This window comes from Actinoallomurus sp. NBC_01490, assembly GCF_036227085.1.
Classification (GTDB): Bacteria; Actinomycetota; Actinomycetes; order Streptosporangiales; family Streptosporangiaceae; genus Actinoallomurus; species Actinoallomurus oryzae.
The window spans coordinates 8863262-8877167 of record NZ_CP109433.1 but is presented as its reverse complement, the minus strand read 5'-3'; the positions used below and the strand labels follow the sequence as shown (position 1 = coordinate 8877167).

General features: G+C 70.0%; 12 protein-coding genes. 8 read left to right on the top strand and 4 right to left on the bottom strand.

All coding sequences use genetic code 11. The features are described 5' to 3' along the window. Positions 1 to 5: 5 nt before the first annotated feature. The 4 genes from OG417_RS40915 to OG417_RS40900 all read left to right on the top strand — a co-directional run bounded on the left by OG417_RS40915 (position 6) and on the right by OG417_RS40900 (position 5845). Complete coding sequence (locus OG417_RS40915; RefSeq protein WP_329240717.1) at positions 6 to 575, top strand: HhH-GPD-type base excision DNA repair protein; 570 nt, start codon at positions 6 to 8, stop codon at positions 573 to 575. A 749-nt stretch (positions 576 to 1324) separates the two neighbouring features. Next, positions 1325 to 3382 carry a SpoIIE family protein phosphatase gene (locus OG417_RS40910; protein WP_329240715.1) on the top strand — a complete coding sequence of 686 codons (2058 nt, stop codon included), beginning with the start codon at positions 1325 to 1327 and terminating at the stop codon, positions 3380 to 3382. 189 nt (positions 3383 to 3571) lie between these two features. After that, a complete protein-coding gene (locus OG417_RS40905; RefSeq protein ID WP_329240713.1) occupies positions 3572 to 5203 on the top strand; it encodes an RNA polymerase sigma factor in 1632 nt (543 codons plus the stop codon). 165 nt (positions 5204 to 5368) lie between these two features. Then, the gene (locus OG417_RS40900) at positions 5369 to 5845 is read left to right on the top strand and encodes an NUDIX hydrolase (RefSeq protein ID WP_329240710.1); all 477 of its coding nucleotides are present in this window, start codon (positions 5369 to 5371) and stop codon (positions 5843 to 5845) included. Here the strand turns inward: OG417_RS40900 and OG417_RS40895 are convergent. From OG417_RS40895 to OG417_RS40880, 4 genes are all read right to left on the bottom strand, one after another. After that, positions 5832 to 6554, bottom strand: a complete 723-nt coding sequence (locus OG417_RS40895; RefSeq protein ID WP_329262973.1) for a YaaA family protein — start codon at positions 6552 to 6554, stop codon at positions 5832 to 5834. The two genes, OG417_RS40900 and OG417_RS40895, sit on opposite strands and share 14 nt — an antisense overlap. 115 nt (positions 6555 to 6669) lie before the next feature. Beyond that, complete coding sequence (locus OG417_RS40890) at positions 6670 to 6903, bottom strand: DUF7455 domain-containing protein (protein ID WP_329240707.1); 234 nt, start codon at positions 6901 to 6903, stop codon at positions 6670 to 6672. A 133-nt stretch (positions 6904 to 7036) separates the two neighbouring features. Then, complete coding sequence (locus tag OG417_RS40885) at positions 7037 to 8101, bottom strand: ABC transporter permease (RefSeq protein WP_329240704.1); 1065 nt, start codon at positions 8099 to 8101, stop codon at positions 7037 to 7039. A 114-nt stretch (positions 8102 to 8215) separates the two neighbouring features. Next, positions 8216 to 9118 carry an ABC transporter ATP-binding protein gene (locus OG417_RS40880; protein WP_329240701.1) on the bottom strand — a complete coding sequence of 301 codons (903 nt, stop codon included), beginning with the start codon at positions 9116 to 9118 and terminating at the stop codon, positions 8216 to 8218. Positions 9119 to 9285: 167 nt separating this feature from the next. Here OG417_RS40880 and OG417_RS40875 point away from each other — a divergent pair, with 167 nt between their 5' ends. From OG417_RS40875 to OG417_RS40860, 4 genes are all read left to right on the top strand, one after another. Beyond that, entirely contained in the window at positions 9286 to 11379 is a 2094-nt protein-coding gene (locus tag OG417_RS40875; protein ID WP_329240698.1) for a DNA gyrase/topoisomerase IV subunit B, read from the top strand. A 216-nt stretch (positions 11380 to 11595) separates the two neighbouring features. Then, entirely contained in the window at positions 11596 to 12072 is a 477-nt protein-coding gene (locus OG417_RS40870) for a hypothetical protein (protein ID WP_329240695.1), read from the top strand. After that, complete coding sequence (locus tag OG417_RS40865) at positions 12072 to 13247, top strand: sensor histidine kinase (protein ID WP_329240692.1); 1176 nt, start codon at positions 12072 to 12074, stop codon at positions 13245 to 13247. Before OG417_RS40870 ends, OG417_RS40865 begins: the two co-directional genes overlap by 1 nt. Beyond that, a complete protein-coding gene (locus tag OG417_RS40860) occupies positions 13244 to 13900 on the top strand; it encodes a response regulator transcription factor (RefSeq protein WP_329240688.1) in 657 nt (218 codons plus the stop codon). The genes OG417_RS40865 and OG417_RS40860 overlap by 4 nt, the downstream gene beginning before the upstream one ends. Positions 13901 to 13906 lie beyond the last annotated feature (6 nt).

Below are 13906 nucleotides of genomic sequence, written 5' to 3'. Positions count from 1 at the left end.
ACGCCGTGACGGTTTCGCTGCCCATCGCGCCGGAGGCCAACGCGCTGCTCAACCGCAGCCCGCTGGCCCTGCTGATCGCGATGTTGCTGGACCAGCAGGTGCCGCTCGAACGCGCGTTCGCGGCCCCGGCCGACCTGGCCCGCCGGCTCGGCCACGACCCGTCGGCCGAAGAACTGGCCGACCACGACCCGGACAAGCTCGTGGCCGTCTTCGGCGAACGCCCGGCGCTGCACCGCTTCCCCAAGGCGATGGCCGCGCGGGTGCAGGCGCTGTGCCAGGTGCTGGTCGACCGCTACGACGGCGACGCGTCCCGGGTCTGGACGGAAGCCGCGACCGGCCTGGATCTGCTGAAGCGCGTGGGAGAGCTGCCGGGCTTCGGCGAGCAGAAGGCCAAGATCTTCGTCGCGCTGCTGGGCAAGCGGCTGGACGTACGCCCGGAGGGCTGGCGCGAGGCGGCCGGCCCGTACGGTGAGGAGTCCGCCCACCGCTCGGTCGCCGACATCGTCGACGAGGAGTCGCTCGGCCTCGTACGCAGCTACAAACAGCAGCTCAAGGCCGCCGCGAAGAAGAAGTAGCCCGCATCCGCGCCGGCCGGGCCGAAGCGGAGCCGGGCCGAGCCGATCTGGGCCGATCTGGGCCGGTCTGGGCCGATCTGGGCCGGGCCTGGCCGGGTCGGCCGGGGCCGGGCCGAGATCGGCCGAGGCTCGGCCGGGCTCGGCGGCATCGTTTCCGGGCCATTGTGTCCGGTCGCGGCCACACCGGGCCGCGAGACACGCCCGGCGATTCATTGGCCTACCGTCTGTCACCGTATGCGTGCGACCCGGAAAGAGGAACGTGCGTATGCACGTGCAAGCACACTTGTACAAACGCGGTCGTCGAGGTCATGGCCGTCATTCCGCGTCTGCGCAGGGCCATCGGCGAAAAGATGAGGTAATTGAGAATTACCGATATTCGCCATTGCGACGTCCGTATCTGGTATCGCGCAGCATCCGTCCTGATGAAGTCGCCTCCGCGCCGGACGCGGGACTCGCCGAGATCGGAGATCTCGCCCGCCACGCACCCGCTGGCGCTTATCATCTTCTTCCTGCCGGATGCGCGGTCTCCTGCCGTGCCGCCGGCCGGGCGGGTATGAGCCGTGTTCGTCAGCGGCTGACGATAACGATGCCGGACGGGACTTCCGTCGGCGGCGAACCATCGAGATGATGAAAACCTGACTCCGAGCGGTGTTGTGATGGAGGACGGGAGCGCTAGCCTGCTCCCATTCACCCATAGTGATGCGGAAATGCCTAGCAGTAGGGCCGGGCGCGCGACGGAGGTGTCTAGCATGAGCGCCGATACGTCCGTGCCGCATCCCCGGATCTCCGGTCTCGACGCGTCGGACTCGGCGTTGTTCGCCACGTTGCTACGGGAGGCTCCGATCGGGTTCGCGCTCTTCGATACCGACCTGCGTTTCAAGCGGGCCAACCAGTCGCTGGCCCGGCTACACGGAGTCACCGTCGCCGACCTGGAGGGCAAGAAGCCGTCCGAGGTGCTCTCCGAGAAGTTCGGCGAGATCGTCGAGACCGCCGTGCGCAAGGTCGTCGACGAAGACCGTCCGGCGCTCGACGTCGATCTGGAGATCGGCGGGCGGCACTGGGCGCACTGCTGGTTTCCGGCGCACGCCGCCGACGGCGAGATCACCGGTGTCGTCCTCCTCGTCGTGGACGTCACCGACCGCGTGCTCGCCGAGGCCGCGATCCGCCGCAAGGAGGAGCGCTACCGCTCCCTGGTGGAGGCCAGCTCCCAGGTCGTCTGGGTGACCACGCCCACCGGCAAGGTCGTCGACGACGCCCCCGAGTGGCGCGCGATCACCGGCCAGACGCACGAGGAGTACGCCGCCGAGGGCTGGCTGGGCGCCGTGCACGCCGAGGACCGCTCCCGCATCGACGAGGCCTGGCAGGCCTGCGTGGCCGGTGACCGGATCTTCGAGGCGACCTACCGCATCCGCACCCGGGCCGGCGGCTACCGCAACTACGACGTGCGCGCGGTGCCGATCCGCCGCGACGGCGAGATCGTCGAGTGGGTCGGCGCGAACACCGACGTCACCGGCAAGCGCGAGGCCGAGGAGATGCGCGGGCGGCTCACCGAGCAGCTCTCCGCCGCGGCGCTGCGCACCGCCCGGCTCCAGCAGGCCACCTCGATGCTGGCCGAGGCGCTGACGGTCAACCAGGTCGTCGCCGTGATCACCGAGGTCGGCCGGTCCGCGATCGGCGCCGACCGTTCCGCGGTGGCGCTTCTCGACGACGACAAGGTGCGCCTCCGTACGATCACGCCGGGCGGCATCCCCGAGCTTCCGGGCCCGGCCCGCGAGGAGATCGGCGTCGAGGACCCGAGCGTCATGTCCGTCGCCGTACGCGAGCGGCGCCCGTTCCTGGCCGAGAACCCCACGAGCCTGCGCCTCCAGATCCAGGCCGAGGAGATCGACGCGTTCGTCCAGGTCACCGACGAACGCGCCTGGGTGGGCCTGCCGCTGCTGGCCGCCGGCCGCGCGCTCGGCGCCCTCCGGTTCTCCTTCACCCGGCCGCGCGAGATCACCGAGGAGGAGCGGGTCTTCCTCGAGGCGCTCGCCGGCCAGTGCGCGCTGGCGGTCGAGCGCGCCACGCTGTTCGAGCGCGAGCACAAGACCGCCGAGGCGCTCCAGCGCAGCCTCCTACCGGACCGGCTGCCCCAGCTTCCGCCCATGCGGCTCGCCGCCCGCTACCAGCCCGCGACACGTCACGTACAGGTCGGCGGCGACTGGTACGACGCGTTCCCGCTCCAGGACGACCGGGTGGCGATCGTGGTCGGCGACGTCATGGGCAAGGGGGTGAAGGCCGCGGCCGGAATGGGCCGCGTGCGCCACGCCCTGCGGGCGCTCGCGCTCAACGATCCGCGGCCCGCCGCGGTCCTGTCGGGCCTCGACCGGCTCTTCTCGGCCACCGAGGACCTGGAGCAGATCACCACGCTGGCGTACGCCGTGATCGACCCGGCCACCGGCGAGGGCGTGATCAGCAACGCGGGCCATCTGCCGCCGCTGCTGATCTACCCGGACCGGCGTCCGGAGGTCGGTTCGGCGGAGGCCGGAACCCCGCTCGGGTGGACCTCACAGCGACATCAGACAAAGTTTTCCGTTCCACCCGGCAACACTGTGGTCTTCTACTCCGATGGACTTGTGGAGAACCGAAGACGGGGACTCGACGCCGGCCTCGACGAACTCGTGGCCATCGCCGCCGATGCTCCGCCCGAGGTGCTCGCGGATCCTGAGATACTTGTCGACTTCCTGGTGGATCGGATGCTGGCCGGGTATGACCATGATGATGACGTGACCGTACTTGCCCTACATGTTCCGCCGAAGACGGCGTAGCACGTACGAAGGACCACCCCGAGCCCTCTAAGGTGGTGGTCACCGGGCCGGACTCCACCGTGCGGAATAGGCAGGCGTGCCAGAATGCTAGATCGAGAGGGGTACGCTGCTCAACGCAAAGCTTCCAAGGGGCCGGCGCCCGATACAGCACTGGGTCAACATAGCCACACGTTCGTTCGAGAGGTGTTTGTGTCGCCTGCGAGTTCGACCTCCAAGCCGTCCGAGCTGCACGAGAGCGTTGTCAGGCAATTGATCGAGCGTGGGCGAAACCAGGGCTACCTCGAGGCTGACGATGTGCGCCGTGCGTTCGAGGAGGCCGACATTCCCGTGTCGAAGGCCTCGAGCATCTTGCGGAGTCTTAGCAAGGAGGGTGTGACCGTCATGGTGAGCGCTGCCGACTCCGCGGCGCCGAAGCGCGCGCGCAACAGCAGTAAGCGTGCGACGCCCGCGACCAAGAAGACCAAGACGACCGCCGCCACCAAAGAGCAGGACTCGGTGACCGCCGTCGTCGAGGAGGACGCCTCCGAGGTGCCGGTGAAGCCTGCTCGCGCCAAGAAGAGTGCCGCCAAGGCCGCCAAGCCCAAAAAGGCCACCCCGACGAAGAAGACCGCTCCCCAGCCCGCCGGCAAGGCCGCGAAGGAGCCCGAGGACGGGGACGACGTCGCCGACGTCGACCTCGAGGTCGCCGACATCGACGAGGCGGACCTGAACGACCTCGGTGACGACGTCGAGGCCGCCGACATCGAGACCGACGAGGCCGACGAGGGCGACGACGCCGCTTCGGAGTCCGAGCCGGAGGAGACCCCCGCTCCCACCGCGGAGAAGAAGGGTCCGACGTCGGAGGACGAGTCGTTCGTCATCGGCGACGACGACGAAGACGCCCCGGCGCAGCAGATCGCCGCCGCCGGTGCGACCGCCGACCCCGTCAAGGACTACCTCAAGCAGATCGGCAAGGTCCCGCTCCTCAACGCCGAGCAGGAGGTCGAGCTCGCCAAGCGCATCGAGGCCGGCCTGTTCGCCGAGGAGAAGCTCGCCCTCGAACGCCAGTCCCTGGAGTTCCAGGTGCTCGACGACCTCGAGTGGATCGCCGAGGACGGCCGCCGGGCCAAGAACCACCTGCTCGAGGCCAACCTCCGCCTGGTCGTCTCCCTCGCCAAGCGCTACACCGGCCGCGGCATGCTGTTCCTGGACCTCATCCAGGAGGGCAACCTCGGTCTGATCCGCGCCGTCGAGAAGTTCGACTACACCAAGGGCTACAAGTTCTCCACCTACGCCACCTGGTGGATCCGGCAGGCGATCACCCGTGCGATGGCCGACCAGGCCCGTACGATCCGCATCCCGGTCCACATGGTGGAGGTCATCAACAAGCTGGCCCGCGTCCAGCGCCAGATGCTCCAGGACCTCGGCCGCGAGCCGACCCCGGAGGAGCTGGCCAAGGAGCTCGACATGACACCGGAAAAGGTGGTCGAGGTCCAGAAGTACGGCCGTGAGCCCATCTCGCTGCACACGCCTCTCGGTGAGGACGGTGACAGTGAGTTCGGTGACCTCATCGAGGACTCCGAGGCGATCGTGCCGGCCGACGCGGTGAGCTTCACGCTGCTGCAGGAGCAGCTGCACTCGGTGCTCGACACTCTCAGCGAGCGCGAGGCGGGCGTGGTCTCCATGCGGTTCGGCCTCACGGACGGGCAGCCGAAGACCCTCGACGAGATCGGCAAGGTCTACGGCGTGACGCGCGAGCGCATCCGCCAGATCGAGTCGAAGACCATGTCGAAGCTCCGGCACCCCTCCCGGTCGCAGGTGCTGCGCGACTACCTCGACTGAGTCGACCAGAGAAGGCCCGATGACCCGCGCGGCCGCGGGCCATCGGGCCTTCTTCTGTACTACACGCCGGGTACGGTCACGATTTCGCTTCAGATGCCAGTGGCTGTGGTGTGCATCAACGAGGCGTGTTGGGCTGGGGCCATGGGCGAGGTCAGGGGGCCGATGGTGGCCGCCACCGACAACGCGGCGCATCGCTTCCCGGTCAGCGTGAAAGGCGTGGTCATCGACCCCGTCGGCCGGGTGCTGCTGCTCCGGAACGAACGCGATGAGTGGGAACTCCCAGGCGGCAAACTGGAGCTCGGCGAGGACCCGGCCGCATGCGTGGCGCGGGAGATCGAAGAGGAGGCCTCCTGGCCGGTGACGGTCCAGGCGATCCTGGACAGCTGGCTCTACCACATCGCCGAGGACGTGGACGTCCTGATCGTCACCTACGGGTGCCGACTCGACACTGACCGGCCGCCCGTGCTGAGTCACGAGCACAAGGAGATCGGCCTGTTCACCGAGACCGAGGTGCCGAAACTGACCATGCCGGACGGTTACAAGCGCTCTGTCCGGGACTGGTACGGCCGCCGACGGCGGAGTAGCCAGTCCCACGGTGATCCTGTGGGGCCTCAATCCGCAAAGGGCCTCAGTCGGCGATGACGTCGACGTCACTCCCGTTGAGTTCGGCCGCGTACCCCAGGTCCGCCAGGACCTTCACCAGTTCCTCCGGAGTCGTCGGATCGGCGGCGTTGCTCAGCAGGGCGCGGGCCACGGCGCCGCGGGTGGCCTTGGCCATGTGGCTGACCACCGTCCGCCGGCCCTCGCGCTCGCGGAAGACGCGAATCCGCACCGCCTCCGGCCGCCACGCGGCCGCGTACGGGGCCGACCGCATGTCGACGATGAGGCCGTCGGCCGGCAGCGCGTCGGTCAGCACAGGGCGCCAGACGGCCGCCAGAGCGCCCAGACGGGGCAGCCGTGCTCCCATGGCCAGTCGGTACGGGGGGACGCGGTCGGTGACCCTCAGCGCGCCCCAGAGGCCGGAGAAGATCAGGACCGAGCGGGCCACGCGGTCGGGGTCGAGGTCGGCGAGGCCGAGGTTGTCGTACAGCACGCCCGTGTAGAGCCGGGACGCCGGCAGCGTCGGAGCGTGCCGCAGTTCGCGGTTGCGTGCGATCTCCCCGGCCTGGCCGGGCGACAGGCCCAGCGCCTCACGTGCGCGCGTCTCCCGGCCCGCGCAGAGCCTCTCCAGGGCGGTGAGCACGCGCTCGCGTGTCCGGGTGAGCTCGGGAAGGCTCAGGCCCGCCAGGTCGAGCGGGGGCCCGTCTCCCTCGGTCGCCTTGCCCTCGGACGGCGGCAGCAGGATCAGCATCGTCCCCCCAGCGCCCCGGCCTGCGGTCCAGAGCACGCGAAAAAGAGAAGCTGAGACGGCGACCACCCGTGCGGGCGGCCGCCGTCTCGTCGGTTATGGATACGGCTCGCCTGGCCTACCGCTCTTCGTCAGGAGTTGCGGTGGCAGGGGTCTCAAGCAGCCGGTCGGTTTCGTCGTGGATCTCGGCGCCCGCGGCACGGAGGGACTCACCGTACTTGCGGCCGTGGTGGGCGCAGAACAGCAACTCGCCGCCGCCCGCGAGGACCGCGCGGACATAGGCCTGGGCACCGCAGCGGTCGCAGCGGTCCGCGGCCGTCAGCGGCTTGGTCGGGGCAAGAGCTCCAGTCACGTCGCCTTCCTCGTCTCGGGGTCGGTCGCTTAGGACAACATCTAACCGGACGTGAGCGTTCCCATGCGGGTTCTGTGTACGCCGAGAGCGGAATACCCCCGGAGGTGACAAAGGTCACCCTCGCGATCAATGTTCAGATTTGTTCCCAGCGGAAGACGCGGACCGCGATGACCGTCGCGACCAGCGCGAAGCCCAGCAGGATGCCCATCTGCGGGAGCACCGAGGCCGGTCCGGCGCCTCGGGCCATGACCTTCAGCATGCCATCGTTCAGGTGGCGCAGAGGGAAGATCTCCGAGACGACACGTAGCCATTTCGGCGCCTGATCGACGGGGAAGAACGACCCGCCGAGGAACGCCATCGGCAGCACGACGATCTGGCTGACCGCCTGCGCGGCCTCCTGGGTCTTGGCCCACGCCCCGATCAGCATGCCGATCGCCAGGAACGCCAGCACCCCGCACAGCACGATCGGGATCGCCATCCACCAGTAGTGCGACAGCTTCAACCCGAAGAACGGCAGCGTGGCCACCCCGATGAACAGCACGGTCTGCACCAGGGCCGTGCCCAGGCTGACCGCGACCCGCGCGGCGAAGACCGTACGGATCGGCACGGGCGACAGCCGGAGGCGGCGCAGGATGCCTTTCGTGCGCCATGTGACAAGTGTGGCGGACGCGCCGAACATGCCCGCCGACGCGAGCGCCCAGCCGAGCACACCCGGGGTGATGTACTGGATCGCCTTCAGGGACTTGTCCTCCACCTGCTCGGCCCGCAGGCGATACTTCGGGGCCTGTCCGGAGGCGGCCTGGTTCGCGGCCTGCACGAGGCCGTTGACCTGGCCCTGGACGGTGCCCGACTTCACCTGGTCGGCCGCGGAGAAGTGGATGACGACCTGGTCGCCGGTCTGTTCGAGCGCGGCGTCGTAGTCGCCCTTCTTGACCTTCTCCAGCGCCGCGGCCCGATCGGTGGTCTTGGTGATCTTGAGCGACTTGCCGAAGTCGGCGCGCATGTTCGCCGGCATCTGGTCGACGACGTCCACCGCGCCGATCTCCAGCACCTTCGACCGGGGCGTCGACTGCTGGGCGAACAGCCCGCCGATGGCCACCAGGAACAGCAGCGGCAGCGCGATCGTGAAGAACAGCGCGCCCCGGTCGCGGCGGAAACCCAGGAACATCGCCCGCGCCAGACTCTTGAAGCTGCTCACGACGTCGCCTTCCTCGAAGGAGAGAGCATGGATGACGTACGGCCGGTTCGCCCGCTCACGAGACCTCCTTCGTCGGAGGGGGTGACCACTGGCGCGTGCCTTTGCTTCGCTCGCTCATGCGCGGTACTCCCGTCCGGTCAGGTCGAGGAAGACGTCCTCGAGCGTGGACCCCTTGATCTGGACCCCGTCCAGGGCGCCGCGCTCGGCGAGCGCGCGGACCACCTTGGGTGCGTCCTGGGTGGAGATGGTCAGCGAGATCTGGTCGTCGGTCACCTCGTCGGCGCCCGGGAGCGCGCGTGCCTCGTCGACGCTCAGCGTCCCGCTGGACACGCTGACGCGCGCGGCGGCGTCCAGGTCGCGTACGAGCGCCGCCGGCGCGCCGCTGCGCAGGATCCGGCCGCGGTCCATGATCGCGACGCGGTCGCAGAGGATCTCGGCCTCGTCCATGTAGTGGGTGGTGAGGACGATCGTCCGGCCGTCGGTGTTGATCGCGCGCAGGACGTCCCACAGGTTGCGGCGGGCCTGCGGGTCGAGCGCGGCGGTGGGCTCGTCCAGGAACACCAGCTCCGGCTCGTGCACGAGCGCGCAGGCGATCGACAGGCGCTGCGCCTGTCCGCCGGACAGCTTCTCCACCTGGGTGTCGGCCTTGTCGCCCAGGCCGACGGTCTCGAGCATGGCGTCCGCCTTGCGGCCGGGCACGCCGTACAGGGAGCCGAACGTCCGCAGCTGTTCCCGCGCGGTGAGCCGCTCGAAGAAGGCCGACGCCTGCAGTTGCACGCCGATCCGCGGCAGCAGCGCGGGGTTGCGCGGCCAGGGGGAGTGCCCGAGCACCGAGATCTCCCCGCCGTCGGCCTGCCGCAGGCCTTCGATGATCTCCAGTGTCGTGGTCTTGCCGGCCCCGTTCGGGCCCAGGATGCCGAAGAACTCCCCGGCCTCGACGGTCAGGGACACCCCGTCGACGGCATTCACGTCGCCATAGCGCTTGAGCAGGTCATTGGCGACAATCGTGTTGGACATGGGCAGGACATTAGAGGTGCGTATCCGGGCATAGCCACCTACGAAAGGTGGAGGTTCGCGATCTGCAACCACCGGTGGAGGGCGGACGGAACGGCGCGCCGGTCGGCTACTGTCGGCGCTGACGGGTAGCCTGCTGCCGCACGTCCTACCCCCGAGGAGCAAAGCCGTTGACCGCCGCCACTATCGCCGCTGAGGACTCGCACGGTTACACCGCGCGGCACCTTTCGGTGCTCGAAGGACTGGAGGCCGTCCGCAAGCGGCCCGGAATGTACATCGGGTCGACCGACAGCCGCGGGCTGATGCACTGCCTCTGGGAGATCATCGACAATTCCGTCGACGAGGCTCTCGGCGGGCACTGCTCGCGCATCGAGGTCACGCTGCACGCCGACGGCTCGATGGAGGTCGGCGACGACGGGCGAGGCATCCCCGTCGACGTCGAGCCCAAGACCGGGCTGACCGGCGTCGAGCTGGTGATGACGCGGCTGCACGCCGGCGGCAAGTTCGGTGGCATCTCCTACACCGCCTCCGGCGGCCTGCACGGCGTGGGCGCCTCGGTGGTCAACGCGCTGTCCGTACGCCTTGACGTCGAGGTCGACCGCGACGGGCACACCCACGCGATGAGCTTCAAGCGCGGGCTGCCCGGTGACTTCGCCGGCGACGGTCCCGACTCCAAGTTCACCAAGAAGCCCGCCAAGCGGCAGGGGCTCCACCAGATCAAGCGGGTGGCCAAGCGCATCACCGGCACGCGCGTCCGCTTCTGGCCCGACCGTCAGATCTTCCTCAAGGACGCGTCGATCAGCGGTGACGTCGTCGTCGACCGGATGCGCCAGACCGCCTTCCTCGTGCCGGGCCTGACCATCGCCGTACGGGACGAGCGCGGCGAGGAGGTCGCCGAGCACGAGTTCCGCTTCGACGGCGGCATCAGCGAGTTCTGCGACCACCTGGCCACCGACGAGCCGGTCTCCGACGTGCTGCGCCTGCAGGGCCGCGGCCACTTCACCGAGACCGTCCCGGTCCTCGACGACCAGGGCCACCTGACGCCGACCGACGTCGAGCGCGACATCGACGTCGACGTCGCGCTCCGCTGGGGCACCGGCTACGACACGATCACCAGGTCGTTCGTCAACGTGATCGCCACGCCCAAGGGCGGCACCCACGTCGCCGGCTTCGACCGCGCCCTGGTCAAGGTGCTGAACGACCAGCTCCGCGCCACCAAGCTGATGAAGAACGGCGACGACCCGGTCATCAAGGACGACGTCCTCGAGGGCCTGACCGCCGTGGTGACCGTGCGCCTGCCCGAGCCGCAGTTCGAGGGCCAGACCAAGGAGGTCCTGGGCACCTCCGCGGCGACGCGCATCGTCTCCCAGGTCGTCGGCCGCGAGCTGAAGGACGCGTTCGACAACCCCAAGCGCGGCCAGAAGCAGCAGATGCGCGCCGTGCTGGAGAAGGTCGTCTCCGCGTCCAAGGCCCGCATCGCCGCCCGCCAGCAGCGGGAGAACCAGCGCCGCAAGAGCGCCCTGGAGAACTCCGCGCTCCCGGCCAAGCTGGTCGACTGCCGCACCGCCGACGACCGCAGCGAGCTGTTCATCGTCGAGGGCGACTCGGCGCTCGGCACCGCCAAGCTGGCGCGCAACTCCGAGTTCCAGGCGCTGCTGCCGATCCGCGGCAAGATCCTCAACGTGCAGAAGGCCTCCGTGGCCGACGTGCTGAAGAACGTCGAGTGCGCTTCGATCATCCAGGTCGTCGGCGCCGGCTCGGGCCGCACCTTCGACCTCGACTCGGCCCGCTACGGCCGCATCATCCTGATGGCCGACGCCGACGTCGACGGCGCGCACATCCGCACCCTGCTGCTGACGCTGCTCTACCGCTACATGCGCCCGATGCTGGAGGCGGGCCGCGTCTTCGCCGCCGTGCCGCCGCTGCACCGCATCGAGCTGACCAACCCCAAAAAGGGCCAGGACAAGCACGTCTACACCTACTCCGACGCCGAGCTCCGCAAGAAGCTCGTGGAGTTCGAGCGCCGCTCCGTCCGGTGGAAGGAACCCATCCAGCGCTACAAGGGCCTCGGCGAGATGGACGCCGACCAGCTGGCCGAGACCACGATGGACCCGCGCCACCGCATGCTCCGCCGCATCCGCATCGAGGACGCCGAGGAGGCCGCGGCCATCTTCAACCTGCTGATGGGCTCGGAGGTGGCGCCGAGACGCGAGTTCATCTCGGGCGGCGCGTCAGAGCTGGACGAGGCCCGCATCGACATCTGACGCAGGCGAGCACCTCCCGCAGGAGCCCGGCCCGGCCTCCGGCGGCGGTGTCACGCCTCTCCGGCGGGCGCGGCGTGAGCACGACCCCGCGCGCCCGCCGGGCCTCGGCGAACGGCGTGCGGGTCTCGGCGAACGGCGTCCACCCGAGGGTGGAGGCGGGCAAGCTCCATCCGCGCGCCGATCCGTGCGGGCCCGGCGATTCCTAGTGTCGAGACCATGCATGAGGCTCTCAACGGACTGATCGTCCTCGCCGTCGTCGTACTCGTCATCGTGCGCCGGTTCACCCGGCGGCGGGTCGACGAACGGCGGTTGCTGGTGATTCCGCTCGTCATCGGTGCCATCGGCATCGGGCAGGGCAACGTGATCGACGCGCATCACGCCGGGCTCAGCACCGGCCTGCTCGCCGTCGAGATCGTCGCGGCTCTGCTGCTCGGACTCGGTCTCGGGGCGACCATGCGCGTGTGGCGGGAGGCGGACGGTTCGCTGTGGAGCCGGGGGACCTGGGCGACGTTCGGGGTGTTCGTGGCGTCCATCGCCGTACGCGGTGGCCTGTACGGCCTCGGGTACGCGGCGGGAGTCCGGCCCGGGAGCGGAACGGTGCTCATCTCGGTCGCGGCGTGGCTGCTCGCCCAGAACGCCGTCATCGGCCGGCGGTCCCGCGGACTCCCGGGCAGGGTTAGCGTGCAACCGTGATGGCAGAGCTTCGGAGTCGGCTCGGCGCCCGGTTGCGGCCTCAGTGCCGGCCGGGCGCCTCGCCGGGCTCGGCGGAGGGGACCCGGCGAGAAGGGCTCCTGCTGCGGGTCCTCATCCTCACCGGCGCGACCACCTGGTTCGCGTACGCCATGCTGCGCGACCACGACCGGTCGGGCCCGCATGCCGGGTTGCACGGCGCGGACCTGGCGCTCACCGCGGGAGTCCTCTGCGGGGTGATCTGCTTCGCCGTCGCGGTGGTCATGAGGCGCCGCGCCCCGGCGTACGCCTGGATCCTCTATATGGCCGGCGCCGCCACCGGGGCAGCGCTGTACGCCGCGGCGCCCGAACGCCCCGGCAGCGCCCTGATCTTCGCCTGTGTGGGGTTCGCGGGCTCGACCGGCTCGCTGTGGCGTTCGGTCCCGGTGGCCGCCGTCGGATCGATCGGGATGACGGTCGGCATCCTCGCCCAGGGGCGTCCGGCGGGGGAGCTGTGGACGATCGTCGGGATGCTCGGGATGTTCACCGGCATCCGGGCGAACCACACGCGCGAGGCGGCGCGGCTGACCGAGCAGCAGAACCTCATCCTCGCCGAGCGCTCCCGCATCGCCCGGGAGATCCACGACATCCTCGCGCACTCGCTGTCCGCCCAGCTCGTCCACCTGGAGGGGGCGCGGCTGCTCATGGTCGGCGGCCGCACGGAGGAGGCGCTCGCCCGGGTCGAACGCGCCCGCGGCCTGGCCCGCAGCGGCCTGGAGGAGACGCGGCGCGCGCTCGCCACCCTGCGCGGCGACATCCCGCCGATGGACGTGGTGCTGCGCGAGCTCACCGACGAGCACCGGCTTCTCGCCGACGCCGTCTGCGAGCTGAAGGTCGAGGGCGAACCCCGGGACCTGGACGCGAGGGCGGGCCTCGCCGTGATCCGTACGACGCAGGAGGCGCTGACGAACGTCCGCAAGCACGCGCCGGGAGCGGCGGTCACGGTCGCGCTGCGCTACACCGACGGGTGGTGCGAACTGGAGGTCACCGACGAGGGCGGGGAGCCCGGCCCGCTCGCGGGGAGCGGCGGTGGATACGGTCTGGTCGGAATGCGTGAGCGCGCCGAGCTGATCGGCGGCACACTGGAGGCGGGTCCGGTGGAAGAGGGGTTCAGGGTGCTGCTGCGGGTGCCGCTGTGACGCGGGTACTGGTGGTCGACGACCAGACCGTCGTACGCGACGGGCTGGTGCTGCTGCTCGGCCTGCTGCCGGGCCTGGAGGTCGTCGGCTCCGCCGGAAACGGCGAGGAGGCCGTGCGCCTGGTCGCCGAACACCGCCCCGACGTGGTCCTGATGGACCTCCGCATGCCGCGCGTGGACGGCGTCGAGGCCACCCGGCGCATCAAGAAGGACTACCCGGCGGTGCAGATCGTCGTCCTGACCACCTACAGCGACGACGAGTCGGTGTTCGCCGCGCTCCAGGCGGGCGCCCGGGGCTACCTGACCAAGGACGCGGGAGCGGAGGAGATCGCGCGAGCGATCGACGCGGTGCGCGGCGGCGACGCCCAGCTCGACCCGTCGGTCCAGCGTCGCCTGGTCGACGCCCTCGCCTCCGGCGGGCAGCCGTCGCGCCGCCGCCGGGGAGACCTTCCGGACGGCCTGACCCAGCGCGAGGCCGAGGTGCTGACGCTGATCGCGGCGGGCCGCTCGAACGCCGAGATCGCCCGCGACCTGTTCATCAGCGAGGCCACGGTCAAGACCCACATCAACAACCTCTTCGCCAAGGCCGGCCTACGCGACCGTGCCCAGGCCGTGACCTACGCGTACCGCAAGGGCCTCGCCGACCTGGACTGACCCCCT